Annotated in this window: 11 protein-coding genes; all 11 read left to right on the forward strand. The window is 61.5% G+C overall.

Annotated features, from left to right (window positions below; all coding sequences use genetic code 11):
- The first annotated feature begins 29 nt into the window (after window positions 1-29).
- The 11 genes from rpoB (at window position 30) to rplW (ending at window position 17,589) form a co-directional block, all read left to right on the forward strand.
- Window positions 30-4,136: a DNA-directed RNA polymerase subunit beta gene (rpoB, locus tag KEC55_RS01375; protein ID WP_282506426.1), complete on the forward strand. Its 4,107-nt coding sequence runs from the start codon at window positions 30-32 to the stop codon at window positions 4,134-4,136.
- Between the two features lie 21 nt (window positions 4,137-4,157).
- Window positions 4,158-8,405 carry a DNA-directed RNA polymerase subunit beta' gene (gene rpoC, locus KEC55_RS01380; protein ID WP_176051126.1) on the forward strand — a complete coding sequence of 1,416 codons (4,248 nt, stop codon included), beginning with the start codon at window positions 4,158-4,160 and terminating at the stop codon, window positions 8,403-8,405.
- A gap of 272 nt (window positions 8,406-8,677) precedes the next feature.
- Window positions 8,678-10,525, forward strand: a complete 1,848-nt coding sequence (gene recQ / locus KEC55_RS01385; protein WP_282506427.1) for a DNA helicase RecQ — start codon at window positions 8,678-8,680, stop codon at window positions 10,523-10,525.
- 227 nt (window positions 10,526-10,752) lie between these two features.
- Window positions 10,753-11,133: a 30S ribosomal protein S12 gene (gene rpsL, locus KEC55_RS01390; RefSeq protein WP_006400662.1), complete on the forward strand. Its 381-nt coding sequence runs from the start codon at window positions 10,753-10,755 to the stop codon at window positions 11,131-11,133.
- A gap of 172 nt (window positions 11,134-11,305) precedes the next feature.
- Window positions 11,306-11,776, forward strand: a complete 471-nt coding sequence (rpsG, locus tag KEC55_RS01395) for a 30S ribosomal protein S7 (protein ID WP_006477195.1) — start codon at window positions 11,306-11,308, stop codon at window positions 11,774-11,776.
- A gap of 123 nt (window positions 11,777-11,899) precedes the next feature.
- Window positions 11,900-14,002 carry an elongation factor G gene (gene fusA / locus KEC55_RS01400; protein ID WP_176051124.1) on the forward strand — a complete coding sequence of 701 codons (2,103 nt, stop codon included), beginning with the start codon at window positions 11,900-11,902 and terminating at the stop codon, window positions 14,000-14,002.
- A gap of 39 nt (window positions 14,003-14,041) precedes the next feature.
- Window positions 14,042-15,232, forward strand: a complete 1,191-nt coding sequence (gene tuf / locus KEC55_RS01405) for an elongation factor Tu (RefSeq protein ID WP_011350666.1) — start codon at window positions 14,042-14,044, stop codon at window positions 15,230-15,232.
- A gap of 285 nt (window positions 15,233-15,517) precedes the next feature.
- A complete protein-coding gene (rpsJ, locus tag KEC55_RS01410) occupies window positions 15,518-15,829 on the forward strand; it encodes a 30S ribosomal protein S10 (RefSeq protein ID WP_004199280.1) in 312 nt (103 codons plus the stop codon).
- Between the two features lie 178 nt (window positions 15,830-16,007).
- Window positions 16,008-16,658: a 50S ribosomal protein L3 gene (rplC, locus tag KEC55_RS01415; protein ID WP_006482922.1), complete on the forward strand. Its 651-nt coding sequence runs from the start codon at window positions 16,008-16,010 to the stop codon at window positions 16,656-16,658.
- Window positions 16,658-17,278: a 50S ribosomal protein L4 gene (gene rplD, locus KEC55_RS01420; protein ID WP_006477192.1), complete on the forward strand. Its 621-nt coding sequence runs from the start codon at window positions 16,658-16,660 to the stop codon at window positions 17,276-17,278. Before rplC ends, rplD begins: the two co-directional genes overlap by 1 nt.
- A complete protein-coding gene (gene rplW, locus KEC55_RS01425) occupies window positions 17,275-17,589 on the forward strand; it encodes a 50S ribosomal protein L23 (protein ID WP_004199275.1) in 315 nt (104 codons plus the stop codon). Before rplD ends, rplW begins: the two co-directional genes overlap by 4 nt.

Genomic DNA, 17,589 nt, shown 5'->3' on the forward strand with positions numbered 1-17,589 from the left:
GATAGCACCCGCCGTGATTCGGAGATCGTATGCAATATTCCTTCACCGAGAAGAAGCGCATTCGCAAGAGTTTCGCGAAGCGCCCCATCGTTCACCAAGTTCCGTTCTTGCTGGCTACCCAGCTTGAATCATTCAGCACGTTTCTGCAAGCCGATGTGCCGGCGACACAACGCAAGCCTGAAGGTTTGCAGGCCGCGTTCACATCGGTATTTCCCATTGTTTCGCACAACGGTTTCGCGCGCCTCGAGTTCGTGAGCTATGCGCTGTCCTCGCCGGCATTCAACATCAAGGAATGCCAGCAGCGGGGCCTGACGTACTGCTCCGCGCTGCGCGCGAAGGTCCGCCTTGTCATTCTCGACAAGGAATCGCCGAACAAGCCGGTCGTCAAGGAAGTGAAGGAGCAGGAAGTGTACATGGGCGAAATTCCGCTCATGACGCCGACGGGCTCGTTCGTCATCAACGGCACCGAGCGTGTCATCGTCTCGCAGCTGCACCGTTCGCCGGGCGTGTTCTTCGAACACGACAAGGGCAAGACGCACAGCTCGGGCAAGCTGCTGTTCTCGGCACGGATCATTCCGTACCGCGGCTCGTGGCTCGACTTCGAATTCGATCCGAAGGACATCCTGTACTTCCGCGTCGACCGTCGCCGCAAGATGCCGGTGACGATCCTGCTGAAGGCCATCGGCCTGACGCCGGAACAGATCCTCGCGAACTTCTTCGTGTTCGACAACTTCACGCTGATGGACGAAGGCGCGCAACTCGAGTTCGTGCCCGAGCGCCTGCGTGGTGAAGTCGCGCGTTTCGACATCACGGACCGTGATGGCAAGGTCATTGTCCAGAAGGACAAGCGGATCAACGCGAAGCACATTCGCGACCTCGAAGCCGCGAAGACCAAGTTCATCTCGGTGCCGGAAGACTATCTGCTCGGCCGCGTGCTGGCGAAGAACGTCGTCGACGGCGACACCGGCGAAGTGATCGCGAGCGCGAACGACGAAGTCACGGAAAGCGTGCTCGAGAAGCTGCGCGAAGCGGGCATCAAGGACATCCAGACGCTCTACACGAACGACCTGGACCAGGGCCCGTACATCTCGTCGACGCTGCGTGTCGACGAAACGACCGACCGTACGGCCGCTCGTATCGCGATCTACCGCATGATGCGTCCGGGCGAGCCGCCGACCGAAGAAGCGGTCGAGGCACTGTTCAACCGTCTGTTCTACAGCGAAGAAGCGTACGACCTGTCGAAGGTCGGCCGTATGAAGTTCAACCGCCGCGTCAGCCGTGATGAAATCACCGGCCCGATGACGCTGCAGGACGACGACATCCTCGCGACGATCAAGATCCTCGTCGAGCTGCGCAACGGCAAGGGCGAAGTGGACGACATCGACCACCTCGGCAACCGTCGCGTGCGTTGCGTCGGCGAACTGGCGGAGAACCAGTTCCGCGCCGGTCTCGTGCGTGTCGAGCGCGCGGTCAAGGAACGCCTCGGCCAGGCCGAAAGCGAAAACCTGATGCCGCACGACCTGATCAACTCGAAGCCGATTTCGTCGGCGATCCGCGAGTTCTTCGGTTCGTCGCAGCTGTCGCAGTTCATGGACCAGACCAACCCGCTGTCGGAAATCACGCACAAGCGCCGTGTTTCCGCACTGGGCCCGGGCGGTCTGACGCGCGAACGCGCAGGCTTCGAAGTCCGCGACGTGCACCCGACCCACTATGGCCGCGTGTGCCCGATCGAAACGCCGGAAGGTCCGAACATCGGCCTGATCAACTCGCTCGCACTGTACGCGCACCTGAACGAGTACGGCTTCCTCGAAACGCCGTACCGCAAGGTCGTGGACAGCAAGGTGACCGACCAGATCGACTACCTGTCGGCGATCGAGGAAGGCCGCTACATGATCGCGCAGGCAAACGCCGCGATCGACGAGAACGGCCAGCTGATCGACGAACTCGTGTCGTCGCGTGAAGCCGGCGAAACGATGATGGTCACGCCGGACCGTATCCAGTACATGGACGTCGCGCCGTCGCAGATCGTGTCGGTTGCAGCCTCGCTGATTCCGTTCCTCGAGCACGATGACGCGAACCGTGCACTGATGGGTTCGAACATGCAGCGTCAGGCCGTGCCGTGTCTGCGTCCGGAAAAGCCGGTCGTCGGGACGGGCATCGAGCGCACCTGTGCGGTCGACTCGGGTACGACGGTTCAGGCGTTCCGTGGCGGCGTCGTCGACTATGTCGACGCAGGTCGTATCGTGATTCGCGTGAACGACGAAGAAGCGGTCGCAGGTGAAGTCGGTGTCGACATCTACAACCTGATCAAGTACACGCGTTCGAACCAGAACACGAACATCAACCAGCGTCCGATCGTGAAGATGGGCGACAAGGTCTCGCGCGGCGACGTGCTGGCCGACGGCGCCTCGACGGACCTGGGCGAGCTCGCGCTCGGCCAGAACATGCTGATCGCGTTCATGCCGTGGAACGGCTACAACTTCGAGGATTCGATCCTGATCTCGGAGAAGGTGGTCGCGGACGATCGCTACACGTCGATCCACATCGAAGAGCTGAACGTCGTTGCACGTGACACGAAGCTCGGGCCGGAAGAAATCACGCGCGACATCTCGAACCTGGCGGAAATCCAGCTCGGCCGTCTCGACGAATCGGGCATCGTGTACATCGGTGCGGAAGTCGAAGCGGGCGACGTGATGGTCGGCAAGGTCACGCCGAAGGGCGAGACCCAGTTGACGCCGGAAGAGAAGCTGCTGCGCGCGATTTTCGGCGAGAAGGCTTCGGACGTGAAGGACACGTCGCTGCGCGTGCCGTCGGGCATGAGCGGCACCGTGATCGACGTCCAGGTGTTCACGCGTGAAGGCATCCAGCGCGACAAGCGTGCGCAACAGATCATCGACGACGAACTGAAGCGCTATCGTCTCGACCTGAACGACCAGCTGCGCATCGTGGAAGGCGACGCGTTCCAGCGTCTCGCACGCATGCTCGTGGGCAAGGTCGCGAACGGCGGTCCGAAGAAGCTCGCGAAGGGTACGAAGATCGACCAGGCTTACCTGGAAGACCTCGACCACTACCACTGGTTCGACATCCGCCTCGCGGACGACGAAGCAGCGGCGCAGCTCGAAGCGATCAAGAACTCGATCGAGGAAAAGCGTCACCAGTTCGACCTCGCGTTCGAAGAGAAGCGCAAGAAGCTCACGCAAGGCGACGAACTGCCGCCGGGCGTGCTGAAGATGGTCAAGGTGTACCTCGCGGTGAAGCGTCGTCTGCAGCCTGGCGACAAGATGGCAGGCCGTCACGGTAACAAGGGTGTCGTGTCGAAGATCGTCCCGATCGAAGACATGCCGTACATGGCCGACGGCCGTCCGGCAGACGTCGTGCTGAACCCGCTCGGCGTGCCGTCGCGGATGAACGTGGGTCAGGTTCTGGAAGTGCACCTCGGCTGGGCCGCGAAGGGTCTCGGCTGGCGTATCGGCGAAATGCTGCAGCGTCAGGCGAAGATCGAGGAAATGCGCGCGTTCCTGACGAAGATCTACAACGACTCGGGCCGCCAGGAAGATCTGGAAAGCTTCACCGACGAAGAGATCCTCGAACTCGCGAAGAACCTGCGCGAAGGCGTGCCGTTCGCAACGCCGGTGTTCGACGGTGCGACCGAGGAAGAAATGGGCAAGATGCTCGACCTCGCGTTCCCGGACGACATCGCTGAACAGCTCGGCATGAACCCGTCGAAGAACCAGGTCCGTCTGTACGACGGCCGCACGGGTGAAATGTTCGAACGTCGCGTGACGCTCGGCTACATGCACTACCTGAAGCTGCACCACTTGGTCGACGACAAGATGCACGCGCGTTCGACCGGCCCGTACTCGCTCGTCACGCAGCAGCCGCTGGGTGGTAAGGCGCAGTTCGGTGGCCAGCGTTTCGGTGAAATGGAAGTGTGGGCACTCGAAGCGTACGGCGCGTCCTACGTGCTGCAGGAAATGCTGACGGTGAAGTCGGACGACGTGAACGGCCGGACCAAGGTCTATGAGAACCTGGTCAAGGGTGATCACGTCATCGATGCAGGCATGCCGGAATCCTTCAACGTGCTCGTGAAGGAAATCCGCTCGCTCGGTATCGACATCGATCTCGACCGCAATTAATCGGACTACGGAGAGAAAGCAATGAAAGCTCTGCTCGATCTATTCAAGCAAGTCCAACAGGAAGAAGTTTTCGACGCGATCAAGATCGGTCTGGCTTCGCCTGACAAGATCCGTTCGTGGTCGTTCGGCGAAGTGAAGAAGCCGGAGACCATCAACTACCGTACGTTCAAGCCTGAACGCGATGGTCTCTTCTGCGCGAAGATCTTCGGGCCGATCAAGGACTACGAGTGCCTGTGCGGCAAGTACAAGCGTCTGAAGCACCGCGGCGTGATCTGCGAGAAGTGCGGCGTCGAAGTGACGTTGGCGAAGGTGCGTCGTGAACGGATGGGCCACATCGAACTGGCCTCGCCGGTCGCGCACATCTGGTTCCTGAAGTCGCTGCCGTCGCGTCTGGGCATGGTGCTCGACATGACGCTGCGCGACATCGAACGCGTGCTGTACTTCGAAGCATATGTGGTGATCGAACCGGGCATGACGCCGCTGAAGGCGCGGCAGATCATGACCGAAGAGGATTACTACAACAAGGTCGAGGAATACGGCGACGAATTCCGTGCCGAGATGGGCGCGGAAGGCGTGCGTGAACTGCTGCGCGCGATCAACATCGACGAGCAGGTCGAGACGCTGCGCACCGAGCTGAAGAACACCGGCTCGGAAGCGAAGATCAAGAAGTACGCGAAGCGCCTGAAGGTCCTCGAGGCATTCCAGCGCTCGGGCATCAAGCCCGAGTGGATGATCCTCGAAGTGCTGCCGGTGCTGCCGCCGGAACTGCGTCCGCTCGTGCCGCTGGACGGCGGCCGTTTCGCGACGTCGGACCTGAACGACCTGTATCGCCGCGTGATCAACCGTAACAACCGGTTGAAGCGTCTGCTCGAGCTGAAGGCGCCTGAAATCATCGTCCGCAACGAAAAGCGGATGCTGCAGGAAGCCGTCGACTCGCTGCTCGACAACGGTCGTCGCGGCAAGGCGATGACGGGCGCGAACAAGCGTCCGCTGAAGTCGCTCGCCGACATGATCAAGGGCAAGGGCGGTCGTTTCCGTCAGAACCTGCTGGGCAAGCGCGTCGACTACTCGGGCCGTTCGGTCATCGTGGTCGGCCCGACGCTGAAGCTGCACCAGTGCGGTCTGCCGAAGCTGATGGCGCTCGAGCTGTTCAAGCCGTTCATCTTCAACAAGCTGGAAGTGATGGGCGTCGCGACGACCATCAAGGCTGCGAAGAAGGAAGTCGAGAACCAGACGCCGGTGGTGTGGGACATCCTCGAAGAGGTGATCCGCGAGCACCCGGTGATGCTGAACCGTGCGCCGACGCTGCACCGTCTCGGTATCCAGGCGTTCGAGCCGGTGCTGATCGAAGGCAAGGCAATCCAGCTGCACCCGCTCGTCTGCGCGGCGTTCAACGCCGACTTCGACGGTGACCAGATGGCCGTTCACGTGCCGCTGTCGCTCGAAGCGCAGATGGAAGCGCGTACGCTGATGCTGGCGTCGAACAACGTGCTGTTCCCGGCCAACGGCGATCCGTCGATCGTGCCGTCGCAGGATATCGTGCTGGGTCTGTACTACGCGACCCGCGAAGCGATCAACGGCAAGGGCGAAGGCCTGTCGTTCACGGGCGTGTCGGAAGCGATCCGCGCGTACGAGAACAAGGAAGTCGAGCTCGCATCGCGCGTCAACGTGCGGATCACCGAAATGGTCCGCAACGAAGACACGTCGGAAGGCGCGCCGGAATTCGTGCCGAAGATCTCGCTGTACGCGACGACCGTTGGCCGCGCGATCCTGTCGGAGATCCTGCCGCACGGCCTGCCGTTCTCGGTGCTGAACAAGCCGCTGAAGAAGAAGGAAATCTCGCGCCTGATCAACACGGCATTCCGCAAGTGCGGTCTGCGCGCGACGGTGGTGTTCGCCGATCAGCTGATGCAGTCGGGTTTCCGTCTTGCGACGCGTGCCGGCATTTCGATCTGCGTGGACGACATGCTCGTGCCGCCGCAGAAGGAAACGATCGTCGGCGACGCCGCGAAGAAGGTGAAGGAGTACGACCGTCAGTACATGTCGGGTCTCGTCACCGCGCAGGAACGCTACAACAACGTGGTCGACATCTGGTCGGCAACGTCGGAAGCGGTCGGCAAGGCGATGATGGAGCAGCTGTCGACGGAGCCGGTGACGGACCGCGACGGCAAGGAAACGCGCCAGGAATCGTTCAACTCGATCTACATGATGGCCGACTCGGGCGCCCGGGGTTCGGCGGTTCAGATTCGTCAGCTGGCCGGTATGCGAGGCCTGATGGCGAAGCCGGACGGCTCGATTATCGAGACGCCGATTACCGCGAACTTCCGCGAAGGTCTGAACGTGTTGCAGTACTTCATCTCGACCCACGGTGCACGTAAGGGTCTGGCTGATACGGCACTGAAGACCGCGAACTCGGGTTACCTGACGCGTCGTCTCGTCGACGTCACGCAGGATCTGGTCGTGGTGGAAGACGATTGCGGCACGTCGAACGGCGTCGCGATGAAGGCGCTGGTCGAAGGCGGTGAAGTCGTCGAAGCGCTGCGCGACCGTATCCTCGGCCGCGTCGCGGTTGCGGACGTCGTGAACCCGGAAACGCAGGAAACGGTGTACGAATCGGGCATGCTGCTCGACGAAACGGCGGTCGAGGAAATCGAACGCCTCGGCATCGACGAAGTGCGCGTGCGCACGCCGCTGACCTGCGAAACGCGTTACGGTCTGTGCGCAGCCTGCTACGGCCGTGACCTCGGCCGCGGCTCGCTCGTGAACGTCGGCGAAGCAGTCGGCGTGATCGCGGCACAGTCGATCGGTGAACCGGGCACGCAGCTGACGATGCGTACGTTCCACATCGGTGGTGCGGCATCGCGTGCGGCAGTGGCTTCGTCGGTCGAAGCGAAGAGCAACGGTATCGTGCGCTTCACGGCGACGATGCGCTACGTCACGAACGCGAAGGGCGAGCAGATCGTCATTTCCCGTTCTGGCGAAGCGATGATCACCGACGACTTCGGTCGCGAGCGCGAGCGTCACAAAGTGCCGTACGGCGCGACGCTGCTGCAGCTCGACGGCGTGACGATCAAGGCAGGCACGCAGCTCGCCACGTGGGATCCGCTGACGCGTCCGATCATCACCGAGTACGGTGGTACGGTGAAGTTCGAGAACGTCGAGGAAGGCGTGACCGTCGCGAAGCAGATCGACGACGTGACCGGCCTGTCGACGCTGGTCGTGATCGACGTGAAGCGTCGCGGTTCGCAGGCTTCGAAGAGCGTGCGTCCGCAGGTGAAGCTGCTCGACGCGAACGGCGAAGAAGTGAAGATTCCGGGCACGGAGCACGCAGTGCAGATCGGCTTCCAGGTCGGCGCACTGATCACCGTGAAGGATGGCCAGCAGGTGCAGGTCGGTGAAGTGCTCGCACGTATCCCGACCGAAGCGCAGAAGACGCGTGACATTACCGGCGGTCTGCCGCGGGTGGCGGAACTGTTCGAAGCGCGTTCGCCGAAGGATGCCGGCATTCTCGCGGAAGTCACCGGTACGACGTCGTTCGGTAAGGACACGAAGGGCAAGCAGCGTCTCGTCATCACGGATCTCGAGGGCAACCAGCACGAGTTCCTGATCGCGAAGGAAAAGCAGGTTCTGGTTCACGATGCACAGGTCGTCAACAAGGGCGAAATGATCGTGGACGGTCCGGCCGATCCGCACGACATCCTGCGTCTGCAGGGTATCGAGGCGCTGTCGCGCTACATCGTCGACGAAGTGCAGGACGTGTATCGTCTGCAGGGCGTGAAGATCAACGACAAGCACATCGAGGTGATCGTTCGCCAGATGCTGCGTCGTGTGCAGATCACCGACAACGGTGATACGCGCTTCATCCCGGGCGAACAGGTCGAGCGTTCCGACATGCTGGACGAGAACGATCGCATGATCGCCGAGGACAAGCGTCCGGCTTCGTACGACAACGTGCTGCTCGGTATCACGAAGGCGTCGCTGTCGACCGACTCGTTCATCTCCGCGGCATCGTTCCAGGAAACGACCCGCGTGCTGACCGAAGCGGCGATCATGGGCAAGCGCGACGATCTGCGTGGCCTGAAGGAAAACGTGATCGTCGGCCGTCTGATTCCGGCCGGTACGGGTCTCGCGTTCCACAAGGCACGCAAGGCGAAGGAATCGTCGGATCGCGAGCGTTTCGACCAGATCGCAGCGGAAGAGGCATTCGACTTCGGCACGCCGAGCGCGCCTGCTGCGGAAGAGCCGCAACAGCACCCGGCAGCCGAGTAAGCGCGGGCGGCGCGAGCCGCCTTGCCTCACCACGCTGTCACCGAAACCGCCCGGTTCTGCCGGGCGGTTTTTTTTCATCCGTCGTTCACGTGCATGACGTGCCTGCGCAGTAACGCCGCATGCCCGGCGATTGCTTGCGGCGCGGCCGCGGCAGGCCCGTGATGCACGCGAACGAACCCTGGCCGAACGACCAACTTCGTACGATTCGCCACGCGCTGCGCGAGCGGGTTGTTAAAATTGCGGTCATCGTTTAGCCGTCCTTGTTCTCATTCATGTCCCGCGCCCTCGAAATTCTCGACGAAGTCTTTGGTTATTCCGCCTTTCGCGGCCAGCAGGGCGAGATCGTCGAGCACGTCGCCGGCGGCGGCGATTGTCTCGTGCTGATGCCGACCGGCGGCGGCAAGTCGCTGTGCTACCAGATTCCCGCGCTGCTGCGTCGCGAGGCCGGACAGGGTGCCGGTATCGTAGTGTCGCCGCTGATCGCGCTGATGCAGGACCAGGTCGCCGCACTGAGGGAAGTGGGCGTACGCGCGGCGTATCTGAATTCGACACTGTCGGGCGCCGAGGCCGCGGCCATCGAGCGCGCGCTGCGCGAAGGCGAAATCGACCTGCTGTATGTCGCGCCGGAGCGGTTGATGACGGGGCGCTTCCTCGACCTGCTCGAGCGCGCGAAAATCGGCCTGTTCGCGATCGACGAAGCGCACTGCGTGTCGCAATGGGGGCACGATTTCCGTCCGGAATACATCCAGCTGTCGGTACTGCACGAGCGGTTCCCGGCGGTGCCGCGCATCGCGCTGACGGCCACGGCCGACGCGATCACGCGCGACGAGATCATCCATCGTCTCGCGCTCGACGACGCGCGCGTGTTCGTGTCGAGCTTCGACCGCCCGAACATCCGCTACCGGATCGTCGAGAAGGACAACGCGCGCTCGCAGCTGCTCGACTTCATCCGCGCCGAACACACGAACGCCGACGGCACGACGGACGCCGGCGTCGTCTATTGCCTGTCGCGCCGCAAGGTAGAGGAAACGGCCGAGTGGCTGAAGGCGCAGGGCGTGCGCGCGCTGCCGTATCACGCGGGGATGGAGTTCGAGGTGCGACAGAAGCACCAGGAAATGTTCCAGCGCGAAGAGGGCATCGTGATGTGCGCGACGATCGCGTTCGGCATGGGCATCGACAAACCCGACGTGCGCTTCGTCGCGCACCTGGATCTGCCGAAGAGCGTCGAAGGCTACTACCAGGAAACGGGCCGGGCGGGCCGCGACGGGATGCCCGCGAACGCATGGATGGCGTACGGTCTCGGCGATGTCGTCCAGCAGCGCAAGATGATCGACGAGTCCGATGCGGACGACGCGCACAAGCGCGTGCAGACGTCGAAACTCGATGCGCTGCTCGGGCTGTGCGAGACGATCTCGTGCCGCCGCGTGCGGCTGCTGAACTACTTCGGCGAAGAGAGCCAGCCGTGCGGCAACTGCGACACGTGCCTCGAGCCGCCCGCATCGTGGGATGCCACGCGCGAGGCGCAGATGGCGCTGTCTTGCGTGTTCCGCGCGCAGCGCGCGAGCGGCTTCAATTTCGGCTCGAGCCACCTGATCGAGATCCTGCGCGGCGGGCGCACCGAGAAGGTGTTGCAGCGCGGCCACGACCAGCTCACGACGTTCGGGATCGGCGCATCGCTGTCCGAGCCCGAATGGCGCGCGATTTTCCGGCAACTCGTCGCGTACGGCTACCTGGCCGTCGATCATGGCGGCTTCGGCGCGCTGGTGCTGACCGAGGCCGCGAAGCCCGTGCTGAAGAACGAGGAGAAGGTCACGCTGCGCCGCTACGTCAAGCCGCAACGCACGCGCCAGTCGTCGAGCCGCAGCGGCACGCGTGTCGACCCGACGGCCGGCATGGGCACGCGCGAGCGCGCGCGGTGGGACGCGCTGCGTGCGTGGCGTGCGGAAACCGCCAAGACCGACGGCGTGCCGGCCTACGTGATCTTCCACGATGCGACGCTCGCGGAAATCGCGCGCAACGCGCCGGAGTCGATCGACGACCTGCGCCACATCCCCGGCATGGGCGTACGCAAGCTCGAACGCTTCGGCGACGAGATCATCGACGTCGTTGAATCGGCCTGACACAGGCGTTCCGACCCTTCCAGTAAACCACGCGGTCGACCGGCAAATCACGCAAGCCGTTGACTTAGTTGGCATTTCCGGAATATGATGCTGGGTTCCGGTATTCGGTGGGCTGTGTCGCGTTCGAAAGCTCGCACCCGATTCGCCAGTTCGGAAGTCAACTGTGCGCCGATTCTCGCTTTGCCCGAAATCGATGCGCAGATTTTGTTCAATTTCAGGAATAAACAATGCCAACCATCAACCAACTGGTTCGCAAAGGCCGTCAGTCGGAAACGACGAAGAGCAAGAGCCCGGCCCTGCAGGACTGCCCCCAGCGTCGCGGCGTGTGCACCCGTGTGTACACGACGACGCCGAAGAAGCCGAACTCGGCACTCCGTAAGGTCGCCAAGGTTCGTCTGACGAACGGCTTCGAAGTGATTTCGTACATCGGCGGTGAAGGCCACAACCTGCAGGAACACTCGGTTGTGCTGATCCGCGGCGGCCGTGTGAAGGACTTGCCGGGTGTGCGTTACCACATGGTTCGCGGCTCGCTGGATACCCAGGGCGTCAAGGACCGTAAGCAAGCGCGCTCGAAGTACGGCGCGAAGCGTGCAAAGGCTGCCAAGTAAGCAGTTTTTGATCAGGGATCGCCGCAGGGCGGTCAAGGCGGGAGTACCGGATTGCCGGTGCTGTCGAGTAAGTGGTCACCCGGCCAAGCTGGTTAGTCGTGAAGATGTGATCGGGTTTGTTGGTGGCCGCGGAGCTGGAACCAGCTCCAACTGAACAAGTAAAGGAAGAATCATGCCGCGTCGTCGCGAAGTCCCCAAGCGGGAAGTGTTGCCGGATCCGAAGTTCGGTAACGTTGATGTTGCCAAGTTCATGAACATGCTGATGCTGTCCGGCAAGAAGTCGGTCGCAGAGCGCATCGTTTATGGCGCATTCGAACAAATCCAGACCAAGGGTGGCAAGGACCCGCTGGAAGTGTTCACGGTTGCGCTCAACAACGTGAAGCCGGTGGTCGAAGTGAAGAGCCGCCGCGTTGGTGGTGCCAACTATCAAGTTCCGGTCGAAGTGCGCCCGTCGCGTCGTATGGCATTGGCGATGCGCTGGCTGCGTGAGGCTGCGAAGAAGCGTAGCGAGAAGTCGATGGCCCTGCGCCTGGCAGGTGAACTCTCCGAAGCGGCCGAAGGCCGTGGCGGCGCGATGAAGAAGCGCGACGAAGTTCACCGCATGGCAGAAGCCAACCGCGCGTTCTCGCATTTCCGTTTCTAAGCGCCTGGCTGGGCTGTTAGCGGAAATAAATTCCGGGCGGGTGCGCTTTTCAGGCGCCTCGCCCGTTTGTGTTGAAGCATGATGCAGCCGGGCTGCATCGTGTCATCCCAGTAGAGGATCAAAGTGGCTCGCAAGACTCCTATCGAGCGCTACCGCAATATCGGTATTAGCGCTCACATCGACGCCGGCAAAACGACGACGACCGAGCGCATTCTGTTTTACACCGGTGTGAACCACAAGATCGGTGAAGTCCACGACGGCGCAGCCACGATGGACTGGATGGAGCAGGAACAGGAACGTGGCATCACGATCACGTCCGCTGCTACCACGGCCTTCTGGAAGGGCATGGGCGGCAACTATCCGGAACACCGCATCAACATCATCGACACCCCGGGCCACGTCGACTTCACGATTGAAGTCGAGCGCTCGATGCGCGTGCTCGACGGCGCATGCATGGTGTACTGCGCAGTCGGCGGCGTGCAGCCGCAGTCGGAAACGGTGTGGCGCCAGGCGAACAAGTACAAGGTGCCGCGTCTCGCGTTCGTCAACAAGATGGACCGTACCGGCGCGAACTTCTTCAAGGTCTACGACCAGCTCCGTCTGCGCCTGAAGGCGAACCCGGTTCCGGTCGTGGTGCCGATCGGTGCGGAAGAAGGCTTCAAGGGCGTCGTCGATCTGATCAAGATGAAGGCGATCATTTGGGACGAAGCGTCGCAAGGTACCAAGTTCGACTACGTCGACATCCCGGCGGAACTCGTCGACACGTGCAACGAATGGCGTGAAAAGATGGTCGAGGCGGCTGCAGAGTCGAGCGAAGACCTGATGAACCAGTACCTGGAAGCAGGTTCGCTGACGGAAGACGAGATCGTGAAGGGTCTGCGTGACCGTACGATCGCGTGCGAAATCCAGCCGATGCTGTGCGGTACCGCGTTCAAGAACAAGGGCGTGCAGCGTATGCTCGACGCCGTGATCGACTTCCTGCCGTCGCCGGTCGACATTCCGCCGGTTACGGGCGAACTCGAAAACGGCGAGAAGACGGAGCGTCGTGCTTCCGACGACGAAAAGTTCTCGTCGCTCGCGTTCAAGATCATGACCGACCCGTTCGTCGGCCAGCTGATCTTCTTCCGCGTCTACTCGGGCGTCGTCAATTCGGGCGACACGCTGCTCAATGCGACCAAGGGCAAGAAGGAACGTCTCGGCCGTATTCTGCAGATGCACGCGAACCAGCGCGAAGAAATCAAGGAAGTGCGCGCAGGCGACATCGCTGCAGCGGTCGGCCTGAAGGAAGCGACCACGGGCGACACGCTGTGCGATCCGGCACATCCGATCGTGCTCGAACGCATGATCTTCCCGGAGCCGGTGATTTCGCAGGCCGTCGAGCCGAAGACGAAGGCTGACCAGGAAAAGATGGGCCTGGCGCTGAACCGTCTGGCTCAGGAAGATCCGTCGTTCCGCGTGCAGACCGACGAAGAATCGGGTCAAACGATCATTTCGGGCATGGGCGAGCTCCACCTCGAAATTCTGGTTGACCGGATGAAGCGTGAATTCGGCGTGGAAGCGACCGTCGGCAAGCCGCAGGTTGCTTACCGCGAAACCATCCGCAAGTCGGCCGCGGACGTCGAAGGCAAGTTCGTCAAGCAGTCGGGCGGTCGCGGTCAGTACGGCCATGCGGTCATCACGCTCGAGCGCAGCGAACTGGGCAAGGGCTACGAGTTCATCGACGCGATCAAGGGCGGCGTGATTCCGCGTGAATACATCCCGTCGGTTGACAAGGGTATCCAGGAAACGCTGAAGAGCGGCGTGCTGGCAGGCTTCCCGGTCGTCGACGTGAAGGTCACGCTGACGTTCGGTTCGTACCACGACGTTGACTCGAACGAAAATGCGTTCCGCATGGCCGGTTCGATGGCGTTCAAGGAAGCAATGCGCCGCGCTGATCCGGTTCTGCTCGAGCCGATGATGGCAGTGGAAGTGGAAACGCCGGAAGACTTCATGGGTAACGTGATGGGCGACCTGTCGGGTCGTCGCGGCATTATCCAGGGCATGGACGACATGGTTGGCGGCGGCAAGATCGTGCGCGCCGAAGTGCCGCTGTCGGAAATGTTCGGCTATTCCACGTCGCTGCGCTCGCTCACGCAAGGTCGTGCAACGTACACGATGGAGTTCAAGCACTACGCTGAAGCTCCGAAGAACGTTGCAGAAGCGATCATCAGCGCGAAGTCGAAGTAATTCGCTATCACAATCGATTATTTTTGAAAGAAGAGAATCATGGCAAAAGGTAAATTCGAGCGGACCAAGCCGCACGTGAACGTTGGTACGATTGGTCACGTTGACCACGGCAAGACGACGCTGACGGCAGCGATCACGACGGTTCTGACGAAGAAGTTCGGCGGCGAAGCGAAGGCATACGACCAGATCGACGCGGCACCGGAAGAAAAGGCGCGCGGCATCACGATCAACACGGCACACGTCGAGTACGAAACGGCTAACCGCCACTACGCACACGTTGACTGCCCGGGCCACGCTGACTATGTGAAGAACATGATCACGGGCGCAGCGCAGATGGACGGCGCGATCCTGGTTTGCTCGGCAGCTGACGGCCCGATGCCGCAGACGCGTGAGCACATCCTGCTGGCACGTCAGGTTGGCGTTCCGTACATCATCGTGTTCCTGAACAAGTGCGACATGGTGGACGATGCTGAACTGCTCGAGCTGGTCGAGATGGAAGTTCGCGAACTCCTGTCGAAGTACGACTTCCCGGGCGACGACACGCCGATCGTGAAGGGTTCGGCGAAGCTGGCGCTGGAAGGCGACACGGGCGAGCTGGGCGAAGTGGCGATCATGAGCCTGGCCGACGCGCTGGACACGTACATCCCGACGCCGGAGCGTGCAGTTGACGGCGCGTTCCTGATGCCGGTGGAAGACGTGTTCTCGATCTCGGGCCGTGGTACGGTTGTGACGGGTCGTGTCGAGCGCGGCATCGTGAAGGTCGGCGAAGAAATCGAAATCGTCGGTATCAAGCCGACGGTGAAGACGACCTGCACGGGCGTTGAAATGTTCCGCAAGCTGCTGGACCAAGGTCAAGCAGGCGACAACGTTGGTATCCTGCTGCGCGGCACGAAGCGTGAAGACGTTGAGCGTGGCCAGGTTCTGGCGAAGCCGGGTTCGATCACGCCGCACACGCACTTCACGGCTGAAGTGTACGTGCTGAGCAAGGACGAAGGCGGCCGTCACACGCCGTTCTTCAACAACTACCGTCCGCAGTTCTACTTCCGTACGACGGACGTGACGGGCTCGATCGAGCTGCCGAAGGACAAGGAAATGGTGATGCCGGGCGACAACGTGTCGATCACGGTGAAGCTGATCGCTCCGATCGCGATGGAAGAAGGTCTGCGCTTCGCAATCCGCGAAGGCGGCCGTACGGTCGGCGCCGGCGTCGTCGCCAAGATCATCGAGTAATATCGACGATCCGCGGATCCCGACGGGGTCCGCGATTCCGCGGTATGCCGTTGTACCGCCGAAACCGGGTGTCCAGCTTGCGCTGGCACCCGGTTTTGTTTTTGGGCGACGCGTTGCGCTGCTCGAGAAATGCTCGCCACGGTTTCAGAATTTCGTGTAGAATCGCGGGCTTAGCAGTGGAAGTGCCGTTAGGAACATGATGTCTCGCTCCCCGCAGGCGTCGTGTTTCACGTTCTTTTAGTGTCCGGCGATGCAACATCGCCTCGCTCTTTTCAAGGAATCGTCATGCAGCAACAGAAAATCCGCATTCGTCTGAAGGCATTCGACTATCGTCTGATCGATCAATCGGCTGCCGAGATCGTCGATACCGCGAAGCGGACTGGCGCAATCGTCCGTGGCCCGGTGCCGCTGCCGACGCGCATTCAGCGTTTTGACATCCTGCGTTCGCCGCACGTCAACAAGACGTCGCGCGATCAGCTCGAAATCCGCACCCACCAGCGCCTGATGGACATCGTCGACCCGACGGACAAGACCGTTGACGCGCTGATGAAGCTCGATCTGCCGGCTGGCGTCGACGTGGAAATCAAGCTGCAGTAAGGCTTTCGGCGCCAACCGGCTCGCCGGACGGTGCTAAGTCTTTGTATTGCTTGCGGAAATCGCGAAGTCGGGCTATACTGCTTGGCTTTTCGCGTATTCGCGTAAAAAAGTTGGGCCTTGCGTGCCCGGCATTTTGTAAATCAGCCCCGACCAATCGCAGTCGGGAATGGAGAAAATGATGAGCCTTGGACTCGTAGGTCGCAAGGTTGGCATGACCCGTATCTTCACGGCTGAAGGGGATTCGATTCCCGTCACCGTGCTGGACGTGTCGGACAACCGCGTGACGCAGATCAAGACTGTTGAAACCGACGGCTACACGGCCGTGCAGGTTGCATTCGGCTCCCGTCGTGCATCGCGCGTGACGAAGCCGCTGGCAGGTCATCTCGCCAAAGCCGGTGTCGAAGCCGGTGAAATCCTCAAGGAATTCCGCATTGACGCGGCCAAGGCAGCTGAGCTGTCGAATGGCGCCGTTGTCGGTGCTGATCTTTTCGAAGTGGGCCAGAAGGTCGACGTGCAAGGCGTGTCGATCGGTAAGGGCTACGCCGGTACGATCAAGCGTTACAACTTCTCCTCCGGCCGTGCCACGCACGGTAACTCGCGCTCGCACAACGTGCCGGGCTCGATCGGTATGGCGCAGGATCCGGGTCGTGTTTTCCCGGGTAAACGCATGACGGGTCACATGGGTGACGTGACGGTGACGGTGCAGAACCTCGAAATCGCTCGTATCGACGCAGAGCGCAAGCTGCTGCTCGTGAAGGGTGCGATTCCGGGCGCGAAGGGCGGCAAGGTCTTCGTGACGCCGGCCGTCAAGACCAAGGGGGCGAAATAATGGAACTCAAGCTCCTGAACGAAAATGGTCAGGAAGGTGCAGTGGTCAACGCATCGGACGTCGTGTTCGGTCGTGACTACAACGAAGCGCTGATCCACCAGGTCGTCGTCGCTTACCAGGCGAATGCTCGCCAGGGTAACCGCGCACAGAAGGACCGTGAGCAAGTCAAGCACACGACCAAGAAGCCGTGGCGCCAGAAGGGTACGGGCCGCGCTCGTGCCGGTATGTCGTCGAGCCCGTTGTGGCGTGGCGGTGGTCGTATCTTCCCGAATTCGCCGGAAGAAAACTTCTCGCACAAGGTCAACAAGAAGATGCATCGCGCAGGTCTCTGCTCGATCTTCTCGCAGCTGGCCCGTGAAGGCCGTCTGTCGGTCGTCGAGGACATCATCCTCGAAGCGCCGAAGACCAAGCTGCTGGCCGACAAATTCAAGACCATGGGTCTCGACTCCGTGCTGATCATCACCGACACGGTTGACGAAAACCTGTACCTGGCATCGCGCAACCTGCCGCACGTGGCAATTGTCGAGCCGCGCTACGCTGACCCGCTGTCGCTGATCTACTTCAAGAAAGTGCTGGTCACGAAGGCTGCGGTCGCCCAGATCGAGGAGTTGCTGTCATGAGCGAGATTCGCAAGAACGATCATCGTTTGATGCAGGTCCTGCTCGCACCGGTGATCTCGGAAAAGGCGACGCTGGTTGCCGACAAGAACGAGCAAGTCGTGTTCGAAGTCGCACCGGATGCCACGAAGCAGGAAGTGAAGGCGGCTGTCGAGCTGCTGTTCAAGGTTGAAGTTGATTCCGTCAACGTGCTGGTTCAGAAGGGCAAGCAAAAGCGCTTTGGCCGTTCGATGGGCCGTCGCAAGGACGTGAAGAAGGCGTACGTTTGCCTGAAGCCCGGCCAGGAAATCAACTTTGAAGCGGAGGCCAAGTAA

The sequence above is a fragment of the Burkholderia cepacia genome, from assembly GCF_029962485.1.
In the GTDB taxonomy this organism is placed as follows: domain Bacteria; phylum Pseudomonadota; class Gammaproteobacteria; order Burkholderiales; family Burkholderiaceae; genus Burkholderia.

Excerpts from the sequence above, each read along its gene's own strand:
- rplW (WP_004199275.1), top strand. The coding sequence starts at position 17,275 with ATGAGCGAGATTCGCAAGAACGATCATCGTTTGATGCAGGTCCTGCTC.
- rpoB (WP_282506426.1), top strand. The coding sequence starts at position 30 with ATGCAATATTCCTTCACCGAGAAGAAGCGCATTCGCAAGAGTTTCGCG.
- rpoC (WP_176051126.1), top strand. The coding sequence starts at position 4,158 with ATGAAAGCTCTGCTCGATCTATTCAAGCAAGTCCAACAGGAAGAAGTT.
- rpsG (WP_006477195.1), top strand. The coding sequence starts at position 11,306 with ATGCCGCGTCGTCGCGAAGTCCCCAAGCGGGAAGTGTTGCCGGATCCG.
- rpsJ (WP_004199280.1), top strand. The coding sequence starts at position 15,518 with ATGCAGCAACAGAAAATCCGCATTCGTCTGAAGGCATTCGACTATCGT.
- recQ (WP_282506427.1), top strand. The coding sequence starts at position 8,678 with ATGTCCCGCGCCCTCGAAATTCTCGACGAAGTCTTTGGTTATTCCGCC.
- tuf (WP_011350666.1), top strand. The coding sequence starts at position 14,042 with ATGGCAAAAGGTAAATTCGAGCGGACCAAGCCGCACGTGAACGTTGGT.
- rplC (WP_006482922.1), top strand. The coding sequence starts at position 16,008 with ATGAGCCTTGGACTCGTAGGTCGCAAGGTTGGCATGACCCGTATCTTC.
- rplD (WP_006477192.1), top strand. The coding sequence starts at position 16,658 with ATGGAACTCAAGCTCCTGAACGAAAATGGTCAGGAAGGTGCAGTGGTC.
- rpsL (WP_006400662.1), top strand. The coding sequence starts at position 10,753 with ATGCCAACCATCAACCAACTGGTTCGCAAAGGCCGTCAGTCGGAAACG.